Source organism: Peribacillus sp. FSL P2-0133, from assembly GCF_037975445.1.
GTDB classification, from domain to species: domain Bacteria; phylum Bacillota; class Bacilli; order Bacillales; family DSM-1321; genus Peribacillus; species Peribacillus simplex_E.
Window position 1 is genome coordinate 1,938,141 of the sequence record NZ_CP150254.1, and the last position, 23,684, is coordinate 1,961,824.

Below are 23,684 nucleotides of genomic sequence, written 5' to 3' on the forward strand. Positions count from 1 at the left end.
GGAATGTAATCTATTAAAAAGAGGCGAATGGGCTTGTCAAACGTGAAAGATTTGCTTGGGCATGAATTAGAGCCTTACAGCATGGCAGTGGAAAAAGGAAAAATAAAAGAATTGGCCGATGTGCTAGGTGAAACCCTGATTTGTACATTGCTTGCGGAATTTCAGGTGCCATTCAGCATTTAGCCGGGGTGTCTAACTCTAAAGTTGTCGTTGCGATGAACAAAGATCCGGAAGCCCCCTATCTTCCAAGTAGCGGACTCCGGTATTGTGGGGGATTTGTTTGAGGTGATCCCGCCTCTAACGAAAGAAATTAAAAAAGTACTAGTAAATTCTTAAAAAAATCCGGGATAGAACATGTATTACTCCTGATTAATAAGTGCATCTCTTCTCAATAAATCTGCTATCAATGGAGTGATTGATAGACAATAATAAACTTTTGGAAAGGAAATCCTATATGTTTAAAAAGGTTCTTATTGCTAATCGAGGAGAAATTGCTGTCCGTGTGATTAGGGCGTGTAAGGAAATGGGGATATCTACGGTCGCTGTATATTCTGAAGCAGACCGTGAAGCTCTGCATGTACGACTAGCAGATGAAGCCTATTGCATTGGACCACACCTATCATCTAAGAGCTACTTGAATATGACCAATTTATTAATTGTTGCTCAAGTATCACATGCAGATGCTATCCATCCTGGCTATGGATTTTTAGCAGAAAGTGCAGAATTCGCTAATATATGTATTGAAAACGATATCATTTTTATTGGACCATCACCTGAGGCAATCAGTAAGATGGGGGCGAAAGCGGTAGCGAGAGAAACGATGGAAGCCGCTGGCGTACCAATTGTTCCAGGTACGGATGGGATTATTGAAGATATTGAGGAAGCTGTGTTTATAGCAAGAAGTATCGGGTATCCCGTTATTGTTAAAGCCACTGCTGGTGGTGGTGGAAAAGGGATGCGGGTTGCTGAATGCGAGGAAGAGTTAAAAAATGCGATTTCAATGGCGCAGCAAGAAGCAGCTACAGCTTTTGGTAATGCAGGTGTTTATTTAGAAAAGTACATTGAAGAGCCTCGACACATTGAAATCCAAATTATGGGTGATTCCTTTGGCAATGTCGTGCACTTAGGGGAACGTGATTGCTCAATCCAGAGACGCCATCAAAAGCTAATTGAAGAAGCGCCATCCCCTGCACTTGATGAAGAACTAAGAACGAAAATGGGAGAGGCGGCATTAAAAGCCGCGAAGGCCGTACAATATTCAGGGGCAGGTACGATTGAATTTTTACTAGATAAACATAAAAATTTTTACTTTATGGAAATGAATACCCGTATTCAAGTTGAACACCCAGTTACAGAACTTATAACAGGGGTAGACTTAATCAAAGAACAATTACTTGTTGCCTCAGGTCATAGGCTATCTGTCAAACAAGAAGATATTCATATCAATGGTTGGGCGATCGAATGCCGGATTAATGCAGAAAATCCTGATAAAAACTTTATGCCATCCCCTGGGAAAATTGGATTATACCTACCTCCAGGTGGATTTGGAATCCGAGTCGATAGCGCAGTTTATCCAGAATATACGATCTCACCATTTTATGATTCGATGATTGCGAAATTAATCGTACATGGAAAAAATCGTGAAGAAGCAATGGCAAGGATGAAGCGAGCCTTAAGCGAGTTCGTCATTGAAGGAATTGATACAACAATCGCTTTCCACCTTCGTTTATTAGAACATCCGGATTTTAAAGCTGGTAATTTTAACACGAAATTTTTAGAAATGAATGATTTAACGGTTTCCACTAAGTAACTAGTGGTGATTTGAAGTATTCGGTGGCACTAGATTATTTAGAAAAGAGAAGAGGTAATGGAGGAAAAAAGATTTTTGTAATTGTTGATGAGAATGACCGGATAATCGGTACTGAACCTATGGGTGGAGATTTCATAGATCCTAAGAAATCTGAAATGAGTAAAAAAAATAACAGAAATTAAATTATAGAAGGAGTGTTTCCTCATGTTTAAAATGAATGACATTAAAGAATTAATTCGAGCAGTGGACCGTTCTTCAATTGGAGAATTAACGATTAAAGGTGAAAATGATCAGCAAATAACGATTTGTAAACAGATGAATGTCGGACAAGTAGCGCTTATCGAAGAAACACAAGTCCCAACGACTATTGCTGTCGCACCTGTGAAAGTGGAAGCCGCTCCCGTTCAAAAGCAGGAAGAAATACAAACACCATCGACAATTACTGAGGACACATCGGTTCATAAAATTACTTCCCCAATGGTGGGAACATTTTATTCGGCTCAATCACCTGATTCTGATGTCTATGTAAGAGTGGGGGATCAAATAAAAGAAGACACAGTGGTATGTATTGTGGAAGCCATGAAGCTTATGAATGAGCTTGAAGCGGAAGTTAGTGGTGAAATTGTTGAAATCTTTGTGGAAAATGGTCAGGTTGTTGAATATGGCCAGCCCTTGTTCCTCGTAAAAACAGCATAAGCAATAAAATTTAAACACTGATAGGAGAGGACTCACAGCATGGATATGTTCGATAAAATCGAGATCATGGAAGAACAACGGGAAAAAGTGAAGCTGGGTGGCGGTTATGCACGGATTGATGCCCAGCATGATCGCGGGAAGCTTACTGCTAGAGAGCGTATCGAAATATTAGTGGATGAAGGGACATTCGTTGAATTAAACCCATTCATAGAAAATCGCGGCCTTGAATATGGATCCGGGGAGGCTCCAGGAGAAGGGGTTGTTACAGGATACGGTAAGGTTGGTGGGTGCCTTATTTTCCTTTTTGCTCAAGATTTTACTGTTTTCGGGGGAGCCCTTGGCGAAATGCATGCGACGAAGATTACCAAAATCATGGATTTAGCAGCAGAAAATGGAGCACCTATAATCGGGTTAAATGACTCAGGTGGAGCACGAATTCAAGAAGGTGTTTTATCACTAGACGGATATGGACACATTTTCTACCGAAACTCCATGTATTCAGGCGTAATTCCACAAATTTCCGTGATTATGGGACCGTGTGCCGGGGGAGCTGTTTATTCTCCTGCGATTACAGATTTCGTTTTCATGGTAGAAAAAACAAGTCAAATGTTTATCACAGGTCCAAAGGTAATTGAGTCGGTAACGGGAGCAAAGATTAATAGTGAGGATTTAGGTGGTGCGTCCGTTCATTCCACAATAAGTGGAAATGCCCATTTTACTGGACCAACAGAAGAAGACGTATTAAACGAAGTCAGGAGATTAATTGGCTACTTGCCATCAAACTATGAAGAAAATCCACCTTACAAAGAGCCAGTAAATAAAATTCCTTTAGATGAAAGAATCGATGAACTTCTTGATGTTGTCCCGATTGATGGAACGAAGGTTTATGATGTGCGTAAGGTGATTCATTTAATTGTCGATGATCAAAATTTTATGGAAGTTCAGCCGAAATTTGCCAAAAATATTGTCGTTGGCTTTGGCCGTATAAACGGCGATACAGTCGGTATTATCGCAAATAATCCGAAGATGATGGCAGGTGGTCTTGATATTGATTCATCTGACAAATGTGCTCGATTCATCCGATTCTGTGATTGCTTTAAGATTCCATTAATTACATTTGAAGATGTGAGTGGCTTTATCCCAGGAATCCAACAAGAGCATGGAGGGATCATCCGGCATGGAGCGAAAATTTTATATGCCTATTCGGAAGCTATGGTTCCCAAAATTACCGTGATCCTTCGAAAAGCATATGGTGGGGCTTACGTTGCTTTAAACAGTAAAGCAATCGGGGCAGACTTAGTATTTGCTTGGCCTAATGCAGAAATTGCGGTTATGGGACCAGCTGGTGCGGCCAATATCATTTTTGCAAAAGAGATTAGTGAAAGTGCAGATCCGGAGGCCTTTAAGCAAGAAAAAATCAACGAATACCGCGAACGGTTTGCCAATCCTTACGTTGCATCAGCTAATGGCATTGTTGATGATGTAATTGACCCGAGGGATACGAGAAAATGTATCGCTAGTGCATTGGAAATGCTAAAAAACAAGAAGAAAGCATTACCTAAGAAAAGGCATGGAAATATCCCTTTATAAACCTTTTCTTATTAGTTTATGAACTACCTATATTAATAGAAGAAAAACGTGTGAAGACGACAAATGAAAAAAACGCTCACCGTAAAATGATATAGAAGGGAGAGAGCGATAGCATGGGGATTGATGCTGAACGCAACTTAAAATGGATAAAAAAATAGTACATCAATTTTCAGAGTTTGAGATCCCAAGTTATGAGCAGTGGCGTGACCTAACAGAAAAATCTTTAAAAGGAGCTTCTTTTGAAAAAAGTCTTATTACAGAAACATATGAAGGAATTTTACTTCAGCCGATGTATCGAAAGGAGGATGCCGCCAATCTTCCTTTTCTGCACTCTTTGCCAGGTATGGCTCCTTTTACTCGCGGCACTAAAAAGCTTATAAATGGATGGGAAATCAATCAGGAAATCAATGTTGGAATACCAACTTCTTTTAATAAAGTAGCACGGCATGACCTTAGCAAGGGGCAAACCTCATTAAATATTGTCCTTGATACACCAACGAAACGTGGAATAAATGCGAGTGAAGCTACTGCAGAAGTAGGGAAAGCAGGACTATCGATTTCAGGGGTATCTGATGTAGCCGATGCACTAAAAGATATTGACTTTGGTAATGTTCCTATTCACGTAGGTGCTGGGGCAAATTCATTGCCAATCCTTGCTTTGATTATCGCTCATCTAGAACAGTCCGGACGACAAGTGGAGGAATTACATGGGTGTATAGGAATGGATCCACTCGCGGAACTGGTAGCAAATGGAACATTGGCTTACGAGTTGGAAGATTGTTATGCATTGATGGCGGACATAACAAAATGGGCAAATGAGAATACCCCCCATTTACAAACAGTTCTAATCCATGGAAGTGTCTATCATGACGGTGGAAGTAGTGCGGTTGAAGAATTAGCTTTTTCCTTATCAACAGGTGTCGAATATTTACAAGCACTAACTTCCCAAGGAATTGATATAAATAAAGCCGCCAGGAGTATCCGTTTTTCGTTCTCAATCGGTACCGGTTATTTTATGGAAATTGCCAAACTTCGAGCCGCAAGAACTCTTTGGGCCAGAATTGTAGAAACGTTTGGTGGGAATGAAGAAGCCCAGAAGATGACGATGCATGCACGAACATCTGCATGGACAAAAACTGTTTTTGATCCCTATGTGAATATGCTGCGTGCTACAACAGAAGCATTTTCTGCAGCAGTCGGTGGAGCTGACAGCATTCATGTTAGTTGCTTTGATGAAGCGATTCAAAAGTCTACCGCTTTTTCACGACGAATTGCACGGAATGCCTCCATTATTTTAAAAGAAGAAGCTCATATTGCGAGGACAATCGATCCAGCCGGTGGCTCTTGGTACGTAGAAGTACTGACAAATGAGGTTGCCAAAAAGGCATGGGAACTTTTCCAGGAAACAGAGCGAAAAGGTGGTATTTTCCAGTCATTAATAAAAGAATTACCGCAAAATATGGTTCAACAAACAGCTTCAAAGCGAGTGAGGAGCATCGCTCACCGAAAAGATATATTCGTTGGTACCAATATGTATGTGAATTTGGCAGAAAAAGGGGTAGATTGGATAGCGTTAAATGAAACGCCCCAAATTAATGATCATATTAATCAAGTTGTAGGCCGAGCACATATATCGGTAGGAAGTTTAGCCGTAATCTCAAATAAAACAGAGACCGCGATCCAAGCAGCAAAACAAGGTGCATCGTTAGGTGAAATAGCCAAAGCAACAGGTAGGAAGTCAGAAGCTGCGGTTTGTGTTAAAGCAATCAAGCCAACCAGAGGTGCACTTCAGTTTGAAGAACTTCGTCAATCCATTGATGAAATGGCACAGAAAACTGGAAATCGACCGATTATATTTCTAGCAAACTTAGGACCTATTTCAGATCATAAAGTGCGAGCAGATTTTGCTGCAGGATTTTTTGAAGTAGGCGGTTTCGATGTTATTCAAAACAATGGATTTGGTTCTATAAAAGAAGCTGCCGAGGCAGTCGTTGCGTCCATGGCAGATTTTGTAATCATTTGTGGAAAAGATGAAGACTATCAACAAGCTGCCATTCCACTTGCAATGTCTATTAAAAAAACAGATGCACAAATAACCGTATTATTAGCAGGAAAGCCTAGCGAAGTAGATGAAATCAAATTTAAAGAGGCTGGAGTAGCTGAATTTGTTCATGTTGGCTCAAATTGCTATGACGTATTAAGTCAACTTCTACAGGAGAAAGGAGTGGCTGTTTCATGACAAAACCAGATTTTACCCAAATAGCATATACAGATGAAATAGAAGGAGAATTTAGCAAGTGGAGTAAACATGCTGAGAAACTTTCTGGAATGTCTTTTGATAATTTAGCCGTTCCGACTTATGAAAAAATTGATGTAAAGTCTCTTTACACAAATATGGACACAATAGGAATGAATCATTTAGATTATGTGGCGGGAATCGCACCATTCTTTCGAGGTCCCTACCCAGCTATGTATAAATCACAACCTTGGACGGTTCGTCAATATGCTGGCTTTTCTACGGCGGAAGAAAGTAATGCGTTTTACCGCAGAAACTTAGCTGCAGGACAAAAAGGGCTTTCGATCGCCTTTGATTTAGCTACACATCGTGGGTATGATTCAGATCATCCTAGAGTCGTAGGCGATGTGGGAAAAGCCGGCGTTGCCGTTGATTCCATTCTAGACATGAAGGTCTTATTTGATGGAATCCCATTAGACCAAATGTCTGTTTCAATGACGATGAACGGAGCTGTCCTGCCAATCATGGCTTTTTACATCGTGGCAGCTGAAGAACAAGGAGTTCCCCAAGAGAAGCTTTCTGGAACCATTCAAAATGATATTTTAAAAGAATATATGGTTCGTAATACGTACATTTATCCTCCAGAACCGTCAATGAAAATTATAGCAGATATCTTTGAATACACGTCCCAGCATATGCCGAAATTTAATTCCATTAGCATCTCCGGTTATCATATGCAAGAAGCGGGGGCTACGGCCGATATAGAGTTGGGCTATACCCTTGCAGATGGATTAGAGTATGTCAAAACGGGTTTAAAAGCAGGGATTAATATTGATCGATTTGCTCCACGTCTTTCCTTCTTCTGGGCAATCGGAATGAATTACTATATGGAAGTGGCTAAAATGCGAGCTGCACGATTAATTTGGGCAAAATTAATGAAACGTTTTAATCCTAAAAATGAAAAGTCGCTAGCCCTTCGAACCCATTCACAAACTTCTGGATGGAGTCTGACAGAGCAAGATCCATTTAATAATGTGACACGCACCTGTATTGAAGCGATGGCTGCTGCTCTTGGTCATACACAATCCCTGCATACGAACGCACTGGATGAGGCGATTGCCTTACCGACCGATTTTTCTGCCCGAATAGCTCGAAATACCCAATTATACCTTCAGGATGAAACGGGGATAACCAACGTCTTAGACCCATGGGGCGGCTCCTATTACGTGGAGTCACTTACGGCTGAATTACTTGAAAAAGCCTGGGAACATATTGAAGAAATCGAAGCACTTGGCGGAATGGCCAAAGCCATTGAAACAGGCCTGCCAAAGATGAGAATTGAAGAAGCGGCTGCTAGAAGACAAGCGCATATTGATTCTGGTAAAGAATCGATCATTGGAGTGAATAAATACCGTTTAGAAAAAGAGGATCCGCTTGAGATATTAGATATTGATAATACTGCTGTCCGTGAAGCGCAAATTCGCCGCTTAGAGCAGCTCCGGGCAGAAAGAGATAAAGCAAAGGTAGAAGCAGCACTTCAAGCGATTACAAAAGCGGCTGAAACTGGAGAAGGAAACCTCTTAGAGCTAGCGGTAAATGCAGCTCGCGCTAGAGCGAGCCTAGGAGAAATTTCGAATGCATACGAACAAGTAGTAGGGAGACATAAAGCAGTTATTCGTTCGATTAGCGGAGTGTACAGTGCAGAGTTTGGGGAAGAGGAACAAGTGAAAATTGTCCGTGAAATGTCCGATCAATTTGAAGAGAATGAAGGCCGACGCCCTCGAATTATGATTGCAAAGATGGGACAAGACGGACATGACCGTGGAGCTAAAGTGATTTCGACTGCATTTGCAGACCTTGGTTTTGATGTTGATATTGGTCCCTTATTCCAAACCCCAGAGGAAGCAGCCTTACAGGCCGTGGAAAATGATGTACATGTTCTAGGGATGAGCTCTCTTGCTGCTGGTCATAAAACATTACTTCCTCAAGTCGTGGAAGAGCTGAAGCGTTTAGGCCGTGAAGATATTGCTGTCGTGATTGGCGGTGTTATTCCTGCTCAAGATTACAGTTACTTAATAGAAAAAGGAGCAGCTGCCATATTTGGACCAGGAACGGTTATCCCGATTGCCGCACAACAGGTGATAAAAGAATTAAATCGTCGTCTCGGATTGGTTACTTAAATGACAGAAAAAGAAAGCATTCAATCCAAGCAACTCTTATCGCCAAGACGAAGACACCTTACGGTTGATGATTATGTGCAGGGTGTGATGAATGGTAATCGTGCAATTATTGCTCAAGCAATCTCCTTAGTTGAAAGCAATTTACCCAAACACATGGAAATGGCACAAAAAGTGCTGAAAGAACTGATTCCGTATACAGGAAAATCAATTCGAATCGGGTTTACAGGCGTTCCTGGGGCTGGTAAGAGCACGTTAATTGAATCCTTTGGTATGATGCTCTGTGAGCAAAATCACCGTGTAGCGGTTTTAGCCGTTGACCCAACTAGCAGTGTATCTAGAGGGAGTATTCTAGGTGACAAAACACGAATGGAACATCTTTCTCGCCACCCACATGCATATGTTCGACCGTCACCGTCAAGTGGGATGTTAGGAGGGGTTACTAGAAAAAGCCGTGAAACCCTTCTTATTTGTGAGGCAGCAGGGTATGACGTAATAATCGTGGAAACCGTTGGAGTCGGCCAAAGTGAAATAACCGTCCGGTCCATGGTGGATTTTTTTCTAGTTATTATGCTGACTGGTGCAGGGGATGATCTACAAGGAATGAAAAAAGGGGTGATGGAATTAGCTGATGCCATTTTCATTAATAAGGCGGATGGCTTAAACAAACAAGCTGCCATGAATGCAAAGGTGGAATACAATCGCCTCCTTCATTTCTTACAGCCAATCACCGAGGGTTGGGAATCAAAAGCATTTACTGTGTCTGCCATAACGGGTGAAGGCGTATCTAACATTTGGAAGGTCATTCAGAAATATAAACAAGTTACCAGTAGGAATGGCTTCTTTGGAAAAAGAAGAAAAGAACAAATGATTGACTGGGTTCATTCTATGATAGAGGACCAATTAAAGGCGAGATTTTATGGTAATCCATCGATGAAAAAAAACATTACTAAAATGGAAGGATTACTTCTTAGCGGCCATACTTCCCCAACACTCGCAGTCCAACAATTATTCAACATTTATGATGAAAATGGATAGGATAATGAAGGTTTTTCATTAAGAAAAGAAAGGGATACCGGGTATAGCCTAATAAGCCATATTGAACACAAGAAAGTATAGAAAGGGGGAATTGTTCATGGTAAAAACGATAGGAGTAGTTGGAGCTGGAACAATGGGGAATGGGATTGCTCAGGTAGCTGCTGAGGCCGGTTATCAAGTCATACTTCAGGATATCGATGAAAAATATGTACAAGTAGGACTAGATGCAATAAAAAAAAATCTCCACAGTAAGGTCACTAAAGGAAAAATGGAAGAGAAAGAGGCTCAGGAGATATTATCGCGAATTCATGGCACAGTGAACTTGCATGACTTGTCAGAAGTTGACGTTGTTATTGAGGCAATTATAGAAAAAATGGAAGTGAAAAAGGAAATATACAAACGCCTTGATTCAATATGTAAAGAATTTACAGTTTTAGCATCAAATACTTCTGGTTTAAGTATTACGGAAATTGCAGGCTCTACGAACAGACCCGATAAGGTTATAGGACTGCACTTTTTCAATCCAGTCCTTGTGATGGAGTTAGTAGAAATTATTAAAGGATCGCGTACTTCGGAGGAATCTATTCAGTTGATCAGTAATTTGGTTGATCGTATAGGAAAAAAGAGTATTTTGGTTAATGACGCCCCTCTATTTGTAGTGAATCGTATATTAGCATCAATGCTTAATGAGGCAATCTTTCTTCGGTACGAAGGAACTGCTAGTGCTGAGGACATTGATCAAGCAATGATGTTAGGAGCAAATCATCCAATTGGTCCTTTAGCATTAGCAGATCTAATCGGACTTGATACGTTGTTATACGTCATTGAAACTTTATATTCCGAAACGGCAGATTCCAAGTATCGGCCATGCCCGTTACTTAAGAAATTAGTAAGGGCAGGACATCTTGGGAAAAAGAGTGGAATAGGCTTTTATAGTTATCAATAGATTAGTAATTTATCTGATTATAAAAATAAGTTTCTAAATCAAGCATTTCATATGTTTGTTAATGGGTACAAAAAAAAAGCAGGGTGAAAATAATGAACCATTGGGAGATATTATATCGTTCTCGTACGCATTCAGTTAGTGATGCCATAAGTAGGATTCGACCAAATCAAAATATTTTTTTCCGGATATTGTAACGAATCACAAACTTTAGTAGAAGAATTGGTCAATCAGAAAGAACGTTTAAAAGGTTCTGCTTTATACATAAATGTAGCAGGATGCCCTTTATTGTATGCAGTGCCCTATTTTCAAATCATTACATTTTTATCCACTTCAGGGTTAAAAAGTGCAATGGAAAAAGGAAACTGCGATTAAGGTTACATCCTTAAAGTCTGAGATTGACTACGTTGTTACTGAATATGGAATTGCTTGTCTTTTCGGTAAGTCATTAAAAGATCGGGCAAAAGAATTAATTTCTATAGACCATCTAGACATTCGTGATCAATTAGAGGAGCAATGGAAAAATCACAAAATGTTTATAACCAAATAGAATTAAGAAGTTATCCTTTTTTTAAGGAATGGGTTCGCAATCAAATTGTACTTATGTATCACTTATTTTTACATTTATTCACAAAGGTAAAATATAATACCTTGACATATACCGTTAATTAATATCATGTACCTAATAACGGTATAAAATTAGAGGGTGAAATAAAGAAATGGAAAAGATGTTTTCCATCCATTAAATCGAATCAAACAACCTTCAATAAAGGAGAATGAATTATGAGTAATGTTTACATTTTAGGTGGAGCTAGGACGCCATTCGGAAGTTTTGGAGGGGTATTAAAGGATGTTTCTGCCATCGATCTTGGAGTGATCGCAAGTAAAGGAGCCATTGAAAAAAGTAATATTTCAGTTGAAGAGGTTGAGCATGTTTTTGCAGGGAATGTGATACATACTTCGAAAAATGCCTCCTACCTATCCAGGCATATTGCTTTGAAAGCTGGGATTCCAATCGAGAGCCCCGCTTTAACTCTCAATCGTTTATGCGGTTCTGGATTGCAAGCGGTCGTATCGGCAGCTCAGTCGATCATTTTAAAGGATGCTGAAGTCGCTCTAGCCTTGGGAACCGAAAATATGAGCCAATCTCCTCACGTATTACGAGATGTCCGCTTTGGTACGGGTTTACAGTCTCCACAAATGGACGACATGCTTTGGGCGACTTTGAGCGATGAATATATAGGGTGCGGGATGGGAGCAACAGCGGAAACTCTTGCTGAAAAATATGAACTAACCCGAGACGATCAAGATAGTTTGGCTGTCCAATCACACCAAAAATCAGCAAATGCCCAACTGACGGGGAGATTTCAACAAGAGATTTCCCCTGTCACGATATTCACCAAAAAAGGAAAGGAAATAACCATTTTGGAAGATGAACATATTCGCCATAATACTTCAATGGAAGGATTAGCGAAACTGAAACCAACCTTTAAAAAGGATGGGACCGTAACGGCAGGTAATGCCAGTGGTATTAATGATGGGGCAGCTGCCTTAATACTTGGAAGTGAATCCTTCCTTCAAACCAATCACAATGTGAAGCCATTGGCAAGAATTATATCCTGGGGGATTGCAGGGGTAGACCCAAATATTATGGGCATTGGACCAGTTCCTGCTAGTCAATTAGCTTTACGGAAAGTAGGACTCAATATTGAAGATATCGATTTGTTCGAAATCAATGAAGCATTCTCTGCCCAGTATCTTGCAGTAGAGAGAGAGCTTGGTTTGAAAAGGGAAAAAGTTAACGTCAATGGTGGAGCAATCGCATTAGGTCATCCAGTTGGGGCTAGTGGAGCTAGAATTATATATTCATTGGCCCTAGAGTTAAAGAATCGAGGAAAGAAGTATGGACTAGCCTCCCTCTGTATTGGAGGAGGACAAGGAATCTCAGTAATCATTGAGGCTCTTTGAACATGTGTATAAAAAGAAAACGAGGTGATGGTTATGAAGAGTTTACAGCTACCGGTTGTGCAGCTTTCTAAAGAAAATGAATCTTTAAGACGGAAAATCGAAACAAGTTTGCGAATCCTTATGTTGCCGCCTCTCATGGGATGGTGATGACGTGATTGACTAGAGATACAATTACGACTGCAGATCCTGTAGCTCCTGAATTCTCAAATGGATTGTTTTTAGTATCTGGTAACTTAGGGGTAACAACCGGCACGTCAGTAGGTGGATTAGTTATATAAGGAATGGGTACACAGTACGTCGTATTAGGAGGATTCCTATTCTTGATTTGAGTTTAGTATTTATTTTACTGAGATACCACATGCATAGTTCCATAAATCAATTTTCTGGATGGGAATCAATTCAACATTCTGTAAAAGTTGCCTATCATTATTGATTTATTATCCCTGTCATATTTTCTTTGATAGGAATGCCAGGTTTCATGTGATAACTAGCCAAAAGAAGAACCAAAGAAGTCGGTAAAGATCGACCCTGATGAAAATTACTTTATGGAAGGTTATATATAATGGCGACTCGCGTTAGAGGTCCAATCCCAGTTCCTACGGTCTATCCTTGACCGTTAAATACCTACTGCCAGTGAAGCGAACTTTGTAGAAGCTGGAGCTACATTATCTTGGAACAATGTAGTAGCTTATTCAGCGGCTTTAACTGATGATGGAGCGCAAGATATGGTTGCCAAGCATTCTATTACAGATCCGTTCACTCCGTTGGGAGTCCATGTATTTAATGCAAGGAAAAGAAAGAACAAATGGAACAGTTATAAAATGGGCAGAATTGTTGGAGTCGAAAATGATCGATATTACATTGTGAGATTTAGCTGTGTAAGAAAAACGTGGATTGATAAAAATTGGATTTTTCGATGTTTAGAAAGGCTCCCTTTGGGGAGTTTTTTTTTTATCCCGGTTTGTTTAAGAGAGCTAACTTTCTAAATATTAATTGACGATTAATCGTAAAAATATTATGATAATTCTATTAACGGCTATTTAGCGACATGTTATTCGTTTTAAATAGTCATCAAATAATAGAGTCATGAAAATTAATAACAAAGGGGATGCTTTATGAAAAAAGAAATGTCATTCGGTGTAGCAATAATACCGCTCATCGTCATGATTGTAATGATGGCAATTACGGTGGTCTGGCTGGAACAGGGTCCGCATATTCCACTTATTGTAGGCACATCAGCTGCTGCTATTGTTGCTTGGATTTCAGGTTATAAGTGGAACGAAATTGAAGAGTCTATGTACAAGGGAATACGTCTCGCCCTGCCAGCAGTCGTCATCATTATTCTAGTAGGGATGACAATCGGGGCTTGGATGGGCGGAGGAATTGTTGCCACCATGATATATTATGGTCTTAAAATCCTCACTCCTTCATTTTTTCTTGTTAGCATTTCCGTTATTTGTGCAGTGGTATCATTGGCAATCGGCAGTTCTTGGTCAACGATGGGGACAATCGGTGTTGCTGGGATGGGGATTGGTCTAAGTATGGGAATACCAGCACCAATGATTGCGGGGGCTATTATTTCAGGCTCATATTTTGGTGACAAAATGTCACCGCTTTCAGACACGACCAATCTTGCATCCGGACTTACAGGGACAGATTTATTCGTGCATATTCGCCATATGCTTTACACGACGATTCCAGGATTTATCATTGCCTTGGTTATATACGCCATTCTTGGGAATGATTTTGGTAAAGGAGATATGAATGCTGAGAATATTGAACAAACGATGCGTGTATTGCAGGATAGCTTTGTCATTTCTCCGTTTCTATTGATCATTCCGTTAATCGTCATTATTCTAGTTGCTAAAAAAGTTCCAGCCATTCCAGCGTTGATTATAGGGGTGTTGCTCGGCTTCTTATCACAAATTTTCATTCAAGGAGGCAACATGGCTGATGCAATAGCAGCTTTGCAAAGCGGCTTCGTGATTGATACGGGCAATAATATGGTCGACAAGCTATTTAACGGCGGCGGATTGGATTCAATGATGTACACCGTGTCCATGACGATTGTTGCAATGACATTTGGTGGAATACTTGAAAACACAGGCATGCTTCAAGCGATCGTAAAGCAAATATTAAAATTCGCAAAAACATCGAGAAGTGTAGTTGCGTCAACAGTTTTATCATGCTTTGCGACGAATGTAACATGCTCAGAACAATATATTTCCATCGTCATTCCTTCACGTATGTATGTAAAAGCTTACCGAGATAAAGGACTTCACTCGAAGAACCTATCCCGTGCACTTGAGGATGGCGGAACATTGACTTCAGTATTTGTTCCTTGGAATACTTGCGGAGTATTTATCCTTGCAACACTTGGTGTGCATGCATTCGATTATGCACCATATGCGATTCTGAATTTTATCATCCCAGTTATTTCTATCATTTATGCGATGACTGGCTTTACCATTACGAAATTGACAGAAGCCGAAATTCAGAATATCAAGAAAGAAGAGGAAGCAACTTTACCTATATGAAAAACTTGCCAAATTTTAAATATGACCTGCAATAAAGCAAGAGACCTCTAGCGAAGAAAGGTTCCTTCCAAAAGAACCTTTCTCTACATTTAAATCTAGTATACTGGCAAATTAAGTTCATAAACAGCTCTGGGGCGTCCCTTCGAATAGGTCATTTCTTCACCGACGATGGTGACATGCCCATGATCGGATAGCTTTTTTAAAATTCTTTCAGTAGTACGACGGGTCACCTGTAAATAATCCTCTAGTTCAGCAGCTGTGAATTGGACGGATTGGCGGGAATGACTGAACTGGATGATTTTAGATATGTTTGCAGGACTCAATTTTGTCTGTTTGGCAACCTGAAGAAGTTCGGGATGGTCGTTTTTCAAGCGTTGCTGTTTGGTTTGCTGTGGAATCGGTCCAAGCAAATCTTTGTCTTCCGTGAGAATGTATCCGCATTTGTACTCACTATGTTTTTCAGCAAATCCGAGGGCAATCCTTGCATGACGATCTGCATCCATAATGGTTGAACCATATCCGAAACCAACTTTACTCTTGTTCTTGAATTTGTCAAAAAAATAATTCAGGCCGTTTTTCTTTATCAACGATTCGATTTCACCACGAGTGCTGTACAGGATGAAGTGGAAGTCTTCAAGAAGCTGAACCGAGGCTTGTATTTCATGTGCTAAACCATCTACCAGTTCATGAGTGTTCGCTTCATCCGATATGACATAGCAAACGGCAATCTGTGAAGATCTGCTTTTAATTAGTTCTGTATTGGCTTTAATATCCTGCAGCGCTTTAAAGATGGAGCTTCGAGGATCAACCATGCGCATGGATGGTACCCCAATAAGTTGCAGTTGATCAAATACAGAATGGATGCTTGTTAATGCAAGATCAATGAAACCCTCCTTCCAAAGTTCATAATGGTAAGAAGTGATCAGTGAAATATCAAATGAGTCATTCAGCATCTCCTGATAATCCATGATATAGCTTGGATCCATCTCGATTTCGAGGTCAGTTAATACGTTCTTTACGATCAAGGCGTTGCTAACATCGACGGAAATTCGATGAGGAGAGATTTTTTTATGATAAAGCACGGATAGTAAGGAAGAAGCGACCGACATTTCATCTTGTGCTAAATAAAAAGATGGAATCGGAAGGTGCTCATGATATTTTTTTGAAAAGTAGTACGGCAACGCCCCGGAGAACAACACAGCATCACACGGCTTGAGTTTCTTAACAAGCATACCGGCCTCAGTTGGTTTCTCATATACATAGGCGTCGAAATCAATTTCAGCAATTTCGGATGTGATGGATTCAATTCTTTCGATAAATTCAGTGGAACCAATGACAGCAATTCTTGTATTCATTGTTAACCTCCAAGTGAAACAGCTAATGTATTCTTAAATAACGGTTTATTAACGACAACTATATCAAACTCGTACAATCTTGTGAATCGAAAGGGAGTATTAGAAATGAAAATTACAGCGATCCACCTTTATGCAATCCATCTGCCTCTTAAAGAGCCCTTTGTGGTTAGTTACCATACTTACGAATTTATGCCCTCGATCATTGTCAAAATAGAGACGGATGAAGGGTTTGTTGGGTACGGGGAAGGTGTGGCAGACGAACATGTGACTGGTGAGATTCTGGAAGGGACCTACCAGGTGTTGAAAAATACGTTGGGCCCCATACTGTTAGGCAAGAATCCATTTGAAATCGAAAGGCTTCATGATTTGATGGACAAAGCGATTTATGGAGCTCCTACAGCTAAGGCGGCCATTGACATTGCCTGCTTTGATATCATGGGAAAGAAGCTGGGGCAGCCAGTCTACCAGTTAATCGGGGGACGTTATCATGATGAGTTCCCTATTACCCATGTCTTAAGTATAGCTCCTCCTGAAAAAATGGCCGAAGAAGCGGCAGTTATGGTTGAGCAGGGCTATCAGTCATTTAAAATGAAGGTTGGCACCAATGTCAGTGAAGATGTGGCACGCATTCAAGCTGTCCGCGACCGTGTAGGTGATAATATCGCTATACGTGCAGATGTTAATCAAGGATGGCGGAACAGTGCTGTAACTCTTGTAGCGATTGATCAATTGCGTGAATGCCAGCTTGATTGGCTTGAACAACCGGTAGCTGCCGATGACATCGATGGGATGGTTGAAATAAAATCGAAGTCTACGATTCCGCTGATGATTGATGAGGGATTAAAGGGCACACGGGAAATGCGCGAAATTATCCAGAAACGAGCAGCCGATAAAGTGAATATTAAACTGATGAAATGCGGTGGTATATATCCGGCAATAAAGCTAGCCCACCAAGCAGAGCTTGCTGGGTTAGAATGTCAGATTGGCTCAATGGTAGAATCATCCATTGGTTCTGCAGCTGGCTTCCATGTCGCATTTTCAAAAAAGGTGATCACAAGCGTGGAACTCACTGGTCCATTGAAATTCTCCAGGGATGTAGGGAATCTTTATTATGATGTACCATATATTAGGTTGACCGAAAAACCAGGATTAGGTGTAGCGATAAATGAAGAAACGCTAGTTGATTTAACAGTTTTTCAGGATGTCATCCAATAAAAGGGGGAGCAACTTTGGAATTGATTTATGAGGGTACCATCAGTAAGGATAAAAATCATAAACGTTATGAGGTCAGAAAATTAGTGTTGGGGGATTTAACCGATATTTTGCAAGTTCAAGAACAGGTCGTTCACCATTTGACCGATAAAGGTGTACTTCAACCGCTTACTAAGGAAGAGTTTCAATATATTCTAGAAGGAAATGGGCTCATGATTGGAGCATACGTTGGTGAAGAACTCATTGCATTCCGGGCGTTGCTGGCTCCGCCTATTGATGAGGAACATCTAGGGAGAGATTTCGGAATGATGGAAAACGAGCTGTCGGAAGTGATTTATCAGGAAATTTCAAACGTACTGCCTGCATACAGGGGAAACAAACTGCAACAGACACTTGCAACGTTGATCATGGAGGAGTTGAACAAGCAGGAGTCGCCTTACCGATATGTATGCTGTACAGTTGCGCCTTTTAACATTCCCAGTTTAAAAGATAAAATTGCCCAAGGAATGGAAATTGTGGCGTTAAAAGAGAAATATGGCGGGCAATTGCGTTATATATTTGTCAAGGAATTGTCTGTAGTGGACGCATCTCCATGGCAGGAAATCCAGATCATTGAGATGAATGATATAGCATCCCAGCAAGGAATTATTGCAAAAGGTTGGCGTGGATTTAAAATGGAAGAACAGGAAGGAAAACAGTTAGTCTTTTATGGTAGTAAGCATAATAGGAAAGCTGCCAATAGCTAGCGAGTTATTATAATATCTTTGAGTCGGAAAGAGCAAATACATTGCTCTTTTTCTTATTTTGGACAAACTTTGCGAACATGATATATTTGGCTACCCTAAACTATCAACTTTAAAAGATAATCGGAATTAGATAGGTGGGGGGATTAAGTTGTTTTTACCTACCAAAACCCAGTAGGTAATTTTAAACGCCCTAAATGGCATTTAAAACTGTAGACAAAAGTGGGTCTATCTAAAAGTTAAAACAAAGTTGATTGGATCGCACGCGGAAAGCGAGTGCCTGGAGGCAACGTTCAAATTGGACAAACCGTTAAAAAACTGTAGACAAACTCGATTTTCATCGAGTTCGCCTACAGGCTGAAACGCTCTAAATGGCGTTTTGTTAATGGTAGGGTTTATCTACAAGATTTCTTGAATCTGTAAAAATAAAACACACAAAACTTCCGAATTACCCTTTGAAAGGAGCATTTTGCTCCTAATCTAATTTGAAATGTGGGAATTCCACACTTAGGAATTTAGTGCCCTCTACTTTTAATCGGTCTATTCCGTTTTAGTCTCCAATTCACTATTAACTCGATATATCTTTCTAGGTCTTCCTTTAGCTGTAGGTGCTTCTTCACCAATTATTTCGGCAATCTCCTGCTCGACTAAACCATTAAGAATTCGCCGTGCGTTCCGGGGTGTCATTTTTAACCATTCTGCAAGAATTGATGCTGTTATAGAGTGGTTCCCTGTTCTTTTTTGTACAGACAAAATCTTGTTAAGTGTTGTAATAGTGACGCCACACTGTTTAAGTTTTTCACTTATTTCCTTATTCTCCGTTCGATAGCCAAAAGAAATGCTTTCTTGTTCTTTAAGAGGACCTTCAATAATCCCTCTATCATCAACAAGGAATGCACAAAAAGAATCGTAATTTTGTGCATGATTTAAAGCGAGCCTTGCATTTTCCTCCGCAGCTAGTGCAGTTTCTCCATAGCCGATCCCAACGTTCGATGGTAATTCCGAAATTAGAGCTAATTTTTCCAGAAGATCTCCAATTTGTTGCCCTGTTTCTTTTATGGAACCTCTGGTGGAGAAAACCACAAATGTTCCAACCCCAAGAGGTACAAAAGTACCGAAAATTGATTCGGAAAAGTTTAATACAGCATCTTGTACTTTTAAGTTCAAGCGATGTAAATCGTAGGAAATGGTGTGGTGATTCATGTTTGTATCCATGTTCTCTACTTTGATAAATATAGCAGCAATTTGTGATTGTTTAAAATGAAGGGTTTCCCATTTTTGGATCGCTGTTTTTAGCGTTTCACGTATGTTGCTGCGTGTAGGGGTTACTCGATACACAGGAATCCCTTGTAACTTCAATTGTTCGTATACAAAGTATAGACAGGTAATGCAAATATCAACTTGTCCCTCTTTAAATAGTTTTTGATGAAATGAAAGAAGATCCTGGAGAGAAGTATCATGAAGATATTCATGAACATGAATATCTTCATATGAAATGCCGAGATCATGATATGTCTCATATACATCACTTTCTTTAAGCAAATCAATACTCATCCGATTGAGGCTTTTAGAATCTTTATAACCCACTTCCACCAACGTTTTTGTTAAGCTTGCCCCATCTAAGTTAAGATAAAAAAAAGGTTGTTTGGAACCGCTTTTTTCTACAAAAGGATAGAGGGCTGGGCCTGCAAAAATCCAAAGGTCGACCAACTGTTGATTTTGTTTCACGATATTTGTCGCCTCTTCAGCATTTTGATATCCAAATGGAATCGGGTACAGTCTGTCGGAGTATTCTTTTGCAATATCGCATATAATCTGTACATAGTCACTTGGACCAACAATTCCGGCTTTTATTTTCATAGTCGAACACCACCTAATAGAATAACTTGCAAATTTTCCAAAAACATTATGTATTATTTAGGGAAATATATTAATTAATTGATTAGTTCCTTCATTTTTGCTTACTAATCTTTTAAGTTTTCTTTTCGGATATTCTCTAATCGATTATAACAATTATAGTAAACATTAGTATATATGTTGAATGAATTGCTCTATTGCAACAAGCAGTATTTCTTCCCTTAAAAGAAACGGACCTTTAATAGATGATGAAGAAAAATAAAATAATAAGAATTATTAGAAAATTCAGTTGACAATCAGCTGGATTTTTTTTATGATTTATTTAAGGAACACATTAAGAATAATTCCTTAAATAAAAAAGGGGGATGCATTTTATATGAGTAATATCTCTTCTCGAGATAATCAATCGTTACAGTTAGTGAGTCCTGAATCATTTAGAAATGTAATCAGTCATTTCACCAGTGGAGTATCGATAATTACAGTAAGGGAAAGTGAAATAGATTATGGGATTACTGCCAGCGCAGTTAGTTCCGTGTCTCTTGAGCCTCCAATGCTACTTGTATGTGCCAATAAAAATACAGGTACATGCCATGCTATTTCGAAAGAAGGTTCATTTACTGTAAACATTCTTGCTGAAAACCAGGGGGAGCTTGCGATGCAGTTTGCCAGGTCAAACACTGAGAAGTTCAAAGGTGTGGAAATGTCCTATGGCGAACTAGGTAACCCTGTTTTAAACAATACGCTTGCCCAAATTGAATGCCGGGTGGTCGAAGAAGTAACAGGAGGTACTCATTCCGTCTTTCTGGCGGAGGTTCAAAAAGCCCATGCACTCATAGGGGATCCGCTCGTGTATTTCAAAGGAGAATTTGGTTCGTTCAAGAAAGCTTAAAACTGAAGGTAAAACAAGCTGTTTGTCTAAGTCCTTTCAAAATGAAAATTAGATAACAAATCATCTAAAAGGAGGAAATAGTATGGCTTTAATGACTGGTAAGCAATATCGTGAATCATTGAATGACGGCAGGGAAGTATTCATCGATGGGGAAAGGGTCACAAATGTAGCTGAACACCCATCGTTTAAACCGATAGTTGATGTGAAAGCAAGAATGTATGACATGGCCTTTGATCCTGAAAACAAGGAGAAGTTAACAACTCGATTGGAAGATGGCGAAGTCGTTTCCCGAGCGTATAAAGCTCCAAAGACTAAAGAAGATTTAACTGGAATCCGCAATCACGTGGAAACTGTGCTTGATGATCTTGGCGGAGTTGTATACCGTGTTGGTGATGAAACGATAGGTGAAATGTGGTCCTTATATGACGCGCAGGATAAATTAAATGAAATTAACCCTACTTATGCGAAAAATATTGCGAATCATATCGATCGAGTGGCAAGGGAAGACTTGTTCCATGTTTCCGCTAATACGGATCCAAAAGGTGACCGAAGCAAACTTTTTAGCGGAAAAGATGGCGGAACCCTGTTGCATGTAGTTGAAGAAAACGATAAAGGAATTGTCGTAAAAGGTGCGAAGTTTGAAACGGCTGCCGCTTATGCTCACCAGGCATTCGTTAAACCGACTATCTTGAACTGGGAAGCCGGTGAAGAAACAATGGCGCCATTTGCTTGTGGATTCATAGCTGATATGGGAGCTCCTGGATTAAAGCACATTTGCCGTACGTCCCTCGGGACAGGAAAAAATGATACAGATTATCCGATTTCTACAAAATTTGAAGAAATTGATACATTGCTAATATTCGATAACGTACTTATTCCATGGGAAAACGTTTTGTTCCATCGTTCTTTGGCCTCTGCTGCGTACATTCGTTCCACACTGCATCGGTATTCTGCTTTTAACTACGTCCTTAGAGTATTGCGCAGAGCAGATTATTTGCTAGGAACGGCTTTATTGAACGTTGAACAAACAGGTCTGACAAAGCTGCAGGCAGTAAGGGAAAAAATATCTCAGCTTATTAATTATCGTGAAGGAATTAATGCTCATTTAACAGCTGCTGTTGCAAATGCGGAAGTCAGCCCCGGCGGTTTAATGATGCCAAACCAATCTCTTCTTTACACTGGCCGTGTATTTGCACTATCTAATTTCCCGGCGATGGCGCATTTAACAAGGGAACTCGTAGGAGGGCAGCTAGCCGTTACACCAGATTCCGAAACTTTTGCGGATCCAGCGATTCAAGAATATGTAGATAAGTACTATTCCGTTGGTGAGTGGAGCGCGAAAGAAAGAGGAAAATTACTATACTTTGCGAGAGACCTCTTGAATTCTTCTTATGCAGGGCATAGAACTACCTTTGAATTGTTTGCTCAAAGTCCTCCATTTGCTCAACAGATGTCAGTTTTCAATAGCTTCGATATGGAAGCACAACGCGAAATGGTTCGTAAAGCAGCGGATTTAAATGCAGCTATTACTGTTACTAATCAGTAATCTTAAATATAGAAAGGGGAAGTTTTCATTGGAAATACATACACAAGGTACTTTACAGCTTTCTGCATCGGTTCTATCGATTGGTGCACTCGACGGCATTCACAGGGGGCATCAAGCATTGCTATTAAAGGCAAAAGAACGGGCCATGAAGCTTGGAGTTCCTTTGGTTGTATATACTTTTGATCCTCCTCCAAAAGTCTTTTTTAAAGGCTGCCAACTGTTAATGTCAGTGGAAGAGAAGCTTCAGCGCCTCGAAATGCTAGGAGTTGACCATGTTATAGTCGGTCCATTTGATGAAGCGTTTACTCAAAAGGAAGTTTCGGTATTCATTGAAGAATTAAAAGAAACAAATCCCATTGAAATCTGGGAAGGCCCTAACTTCTTATTCGGAAAAAATAGAAAGGGCACCATCGAAGTTTTACGCCTCTATTTTAAAGTAGAAGTGTTAAAGCCCTTGACATGTGAACGAGGTGAAATGATCTCTTCTTCACGCATTCGCAAGCTTTTGCAACAAGGAAACTACCTTCAGGCAAAAAAGCTGCTAGGGGCCGAGTATTTTACGATGATTTCAATGTGTGAGAACCAATATGCCAGAAAAAATAGGTTGGAAATTCATTAATATAATAAGAAGCAAGGGAGAATTAAGAAAATGGAAATTAAAAGATACCGTAAATTTGAAACGAATAAATTTTATCCAGCTGATATGGGGGAGGCATCTCATCACGTAGCAAATGAGTTTTCTATGGTTGTTCGTGCTGGAAACCGTATTTTTATGAGAGGGCAAACTGCATTTGATCTGGAAGGTAATTTTCACGGGGAGAATGATGTTATTGAACAGACAGAGAATGCTTGTCGCTGCATCAAGCAGTTGCTTGAAGAAGCAGGGGGGAAAATGGAAGACGTTTGCAAACTCACAACTTATGTTACTGATCGTTCCTATCGAAAAGAAGCCTACGCTGTTATTGCTAAGCATTTTAAAGGCGTATATCCAGTTAGTACAGGACTTGTCGTCAATGGGCTTGCTCTTCCTGAAATGCTGGTGGAAATAGACGTCGAAGCAATTATTAGCAGTAAGGAATAAGGGGAT

General features: G+C 40.0%; 21 protein-coding genes and 2 pseudogenes. 21 read left to right on the forward strand and 2 right to left on the reverse strand.

What is annotated here, in order from left to right; all coding sequences use genetic code 11:
- Positions 1-33: 33 nt before the first annotated feature.
- The 15 genes and pseudogenes from MKY17_RS09400 (at position 34) to nhaC (ending at position 14,995) form a co-directional block, all read left to right on the forward strand.
- The gene (locus tag MKY17_RS09400; RefSeq protein WP_339201741.1) at positions 34-183 is read left to right on the forward strand and encodes a hypothetical protein; all 150 of its coding nucleotides are present in this window, start codon (positions 34-36) and stop codon (positions 181-183) included.
- Positions 135-336 (forward strand): annotated as a pseudogene (locus tag MKY17_RS09405) (FAD-binding protein); the annotation flags it as partial. The gene MKY17_RS09400 and the pseudogene MKY17_RS09405, both read left to right, overlap by 49 nt.
- Before the next feature lie 118 nt (positions 337-454).
- A complete protein-coding gene (gene accC, locus MKY17_RS09410) occupies positions 455-1,810 on the forward strand; it encodes an acetyl-CoA carboxylase biotin carboxylase subunit (RefSeq protein ID WP_098372751.1) in 1,356 nt (451 codons plus the stop codon).
- A 23-nt stretch (positions 1,811-1,833) separates the two neighbouring features.
- Positions 1,834-1,992, forward strand: coding sequence for a hypothetical protein (locus MKY17_RS09415; protein WP_179891143.1), 159 nt, complete (start codon positions 1,834-1,836; stop codon positions 1,990-1,992).
- A 22-nt stretch (positions 1,993-2,014) separates the two neighbouring features.
- Positions 2,015-2,506, forward strand: a complete 492-nt coding sequence (gene accB / locus MKY17_RS09420; RefSeq protein ID WP_098372752.1) for an acetyl-CoA carboxylase biotin carboxyl carrier protein — start codon at positions 2,015-2,017, stop codon at positions 2,504-2,506.
- A 39-nt stretch (positions 2,507-2,545) separates the two neighbouring features.
- The gene (locus MKY17_RS09425; RefSeq protein ID WP_098372753.1) at positions 2,546-4,096 is read left to right on the forward strand and encodes an acyl-CoA carboxylase subunit beta; all 1,551 of its coding nucleotides are present in this window, start codon (positions 2,546-2,548) and stop codon (positions 4,094-4,096) included.
- A 142-nt stretch (positions 4,097-4,238) separates the two neighbouring features.
- On the forward strand, positions 4,239-6,335 hold the full coding sequence (locus MKY17_RS09430) for a methylmalonyl-CoA mutase family protein (RefSeq protein ID WP_098372754.1): 2,097 nt from the start codon (positions 4,239-4,241) through the stop codon (positions 6,333-6,335).
- Complete coding sequence (scpA, locus tag MKY17_RS09435; RefSeq protein ID WP_098372755.1) at positions 6,332-8,512, forward strand: methylmalonyl-CoA mutase; 2,181 nt, start codon at positions 6,332-6,334, stop codon at positions 8,510-8,512. Before MKY17_RS09430 ends, scpA begins: the two co-directional genes overlap by 4 nt.
- Positions 8,513-9,547, forward strand: a complete 1,035-nt coding sequence (gene meaB / locus MKY17_RS09440) for a methylmalonyl Co-A mutase-associated GTPase MeaB (protein WP_098372756.1) — start codon at positions 8,513-8,515, stop codon at positions 9,545-9,547.
- Between the two features lie 97 nt (positions 9,548-9,644).
- On the forward strand, positions 9,645-10,493 hold the full coding sequence (locus tag MKY17_RS09445) for a 3-hydroxybutyryl-CoA dehydrogenase (RefSeq protein ID WP_098372757.1): 849 nt from the start codon (positions 9,645-9,647) through the stop codon (positions 10,491-10,493).
- A gap of 343 nt (positions 10,494-10,836) precedes the next feature.
- On the forward strand, positions 10,837-11,040 hold the full coding sequence (locus MKY17_RS09450; protein ID WP_098372758.1) for an acetyl-CoA hydrolase/transferase C-terminal domain-containing protein: 204 nt from the start codon (positions 10,837-10,839) through the stop codon (positions 11,038-11,040).
- A gap of 233 nt (positions 11,041-11,273) precedes the next feature.
- Positions 11,274-12,458 (forward strand): acetyl-CoA C-acetyltransferase, encoded by a 1,185-nt coding sequence (locus tag MKY17_RS09455; protein ID WP_098372759.1) that lies wholly within the window; start codon positions 11,274-11,276, stop codon positions 12,456-12,458.
- Positions 12,459-12,628: 170 nt separating this feature from the next.
- Positions 12,629-12,891, forward strand: a pseudogene (locus tag MKY17_RS09460) (hypothetical protein); the annotation flags it as partial.
- Between the two features lie 275 nt (positions 12,892-13,166).
- On the forward strand, positions 13,167-13,325 hold the full coding sequence (locus tag MKY17_RS09465) for a hypothetical protein (protein ID WP_179891144.1): 159 nt from the start codon (positions 13,167-13,169) through the stop codon (positions 13,323-13,325).
- A 248-nt stretch (positions 13,326-13,573) separates the two neighbouring features.
- Positions 13,574-14,995, forward strand: coding sequence for a Na+/H+ antiporter NhaC (nhaC, locus tag MKY17_RS09470; protein ID WP_339201747.1), 1,422 nt, complete (start codon positions 13,574-13,576; stop codon positions 14,993-14,995).
- A gap of 95 nt (positions 14,996-15,090) precedes the next feature.
- Here nhaC and MKY17_RS09475 read toward each other — a convergent pair whose 3' ends face one another.
- Positions 15,091-16,350: a transcriptional regulator gene (locus tag MKY17_RS09475; protein ID WP_098372761.1), complete on the reverse strand. Its 1,260-nt coding sequence runs from the start codon at positions 16,348-16,350 to the stop codon at positions 15,091-15,093.
- Positions 16,351-16,455: 105 nt separating this feature from the next.
- Here MKY17_RS09475 and MKY17_RS09480 point away from each other — a divergent pair, with 105 nt between their 5' ends.
- Both MKY17_RS09480 and MKY17_RS09485 read left to right on the forward strand, forming a co-directional pair.
- Positions 16,456-17,565: a dipeptide epimerase gene (locus MKY17_RS09480; RefSeq protein ID WP_098372762.1), complete on the forward strand. Its 1,110-nt coding sequence runs from the start codon at positions 16,456-16,458 to the stop codon at positions 17,563-17,565.
- Between the two features lie 14 nt (positions 17,566-17,579).
- A complete protein-coding gene (locus tag MKY17_RS09485) occupies positions 17,580-18,308 on the forward strand; it encodes an N-acetyltransferase (protein ID WP_098372763.1) in 729 nt (242 codons plus the stop codon).
- 537 nt (positions 18,309-18,845) lie between these two features.
- On the opposite strand, the gene MKY17_RS09490 is transcribed toward MKY17_RS09485, so the two are convergent.
- The gene (locus tag MKY17_RS09490) at positions 18,846-20,033 is read right to left on the reverse strand and encodes a hypothetical protein (protein WP_142323994.1); all 1,188 of its coding nucleotides are present in this window, start codon (positions 20,031-20,033) and stop codon (positions 18,846-18,848) included.
- A 505-nt stretch (positions 20,034-20,538) separates the two neighbouring features.
- Between MKY17_RS09490 and MKY17_RS09495 the strand changes: the two genes are divergently transcribed.
- From MKY17_RS09495 to MKY17_RS09510, 4 genes are all read left to right on the forward strand, one after another.
- Positions 20,539-21,051 (forward strand): flavin reductase family protein, encoded by a 513-nt coding sequence (locus tag MKY17_RS09495; RefSeq protein WP_098372765.1) that lies wholly within the window; start codon positions 20,539-20,541, stop codon positions 21,049-21,051.
- Between the two features lie 82 nt (positions 21,052-21,133).
- On the forward strand, positions 21,134-22,597 hold the full coding sequence (locus MKY17_RS09500; RefSeq protein WP_098372766.1) for a 4-hydroxyphenylacetate 3-hydroxylase N-terminal domain-containing protein: 1,464 nt from the start codon (positions 21,134-21,136) through the stop codon (positions 22,595-22,597).
- 28 nt (positions 22,598-22,625) lie between these two features.
- Positions 22,626-23,216, forward strand: a complete 591-nt coding sequence (locus tag MKY17_RS09505; RefSeq protein WP_286177177.1) for an FAD synthetase family protein — start codon at positions 22,626-22,628, stop codon at positions 23,214-23,216.
- A 30-nt stretch (positions 23,217-23,246) separates the two neighbouring features.
- Positions 23,247-23,678: a RidA family protein gene (locus MKY17_RS09510; protein ID WP_098372768.1), complete on the forward strand. Its 432-nt coding sequence runs from the start codon at positions 23,247-23,249 to the stop codon at positions 23,676-23,678.
- Positions 23,679-23,684: the final 6 nt, after the last annotated feature.

Excerpts from the sequence above, each read along its gene's own strand:
- accC (WP_098372751.1), top strand. The coding sequence starts at position 455 with ATGTTTAAAAAGGTTCTTATTGCTAATCGAGGAGAAATTGCTGTCCGT.
- MKY17_RS09495 (WP_098372765.1), top strand. The coding sequence starts at position 20,539 with ATGAGTAATATCTCTTCTCGAGATAATCAATCGTTACAGTTAGTGAGT.
- meaB (WP_098372756.1), top strand. The coding sequence starts at position 8,513 with ATGACAGAAAAAGAAAGCATTCAATCCAAGCAACTCTTATCGCCAAGA.
- MKY17_RS09425 (WP_098372753.1), top strand. The coding sequence starts at position 2,546 with ATGGATATGTTCGATAAAATCGAGATCATGGAAGAACAACGGGAAAAA.
- MKY17_RS09510 (WP_098372768.1), top strand. The coding sequence starts at position 23,247 with ATGGAAATTAAAAGATACCGTAAATTTGAAACGAATAAATTTTATCCA.
- nhaC (WP_339201747.1), top strand. The coding sequence starts at position 13,574 with ATGAAAAAAGAAATGTCATTCGGTGTAGCAATAATACCGCTCATCGTC.
- MKY17_RS09480 (WP_098372762.1), top strand. The coding sequence starts at position 16,456 with ATGAAAATTACAGCGATCCACCTTTATGCAATCCATCTGCCTCTTAAA.
- MKY17_RS09430 (WP_098372754.1), top strand. The coding sequence starts at position 4,239 with ATGGATAAAAAAATAGTACATCAATTTTCAGAGTTTGAGATCCCAAGT.
- MKY17_RS09500 (WP_098372766.1), top strand. The coding sequence starts at position 21,134 with ATGGCTTTAATGACTGGTAAGCAATATCGTGAATCATTGAATGACGGC.
- MKY17_RS09465 (WP_179891144.1), top strand. The coding sequence starts at position 13,167 with ATGATGGAGCGCAAGATATGGTTGCCAAGCATTCTATTACAGATCCGT.
- MKY17_RS09445 (WP_098372757.1), top strand. The coding sequence starts at position 9,645 with ATGGTAAAAACGATAGGAGTAGTTGGAGCTGGAACAATGGGGAATGGG.
- MKY17_RS09475 (WP_098372761.1), bottom strand. The coding sequence starts at position 16,350 with ATGAATACAAGAATTGCTGTCATTGGTTCCACTGAATTTATCGAAAGA.
- MKY17_RS09455 (WP_098372759.1), top strand. The coding sequence starts at position 11,274 with ATGAGTAATGTTTACATTTTAGGTGGAGCTAGGACGCCATTCGGAAGT.
- scpA (WP_098372755.1), top strand. The coding sequence starts at position 6,332 with ATGACAAAACCAGATTTTACCCAAATAGCATATACAGATGAAATAGAA.
- accB (WP_098372752.1), top strand. The coding sequence starts at position 2,015 with ATGTTTAAAATGAATGACATTAAAGAATTAATTCGAGCAGTGGACCGT.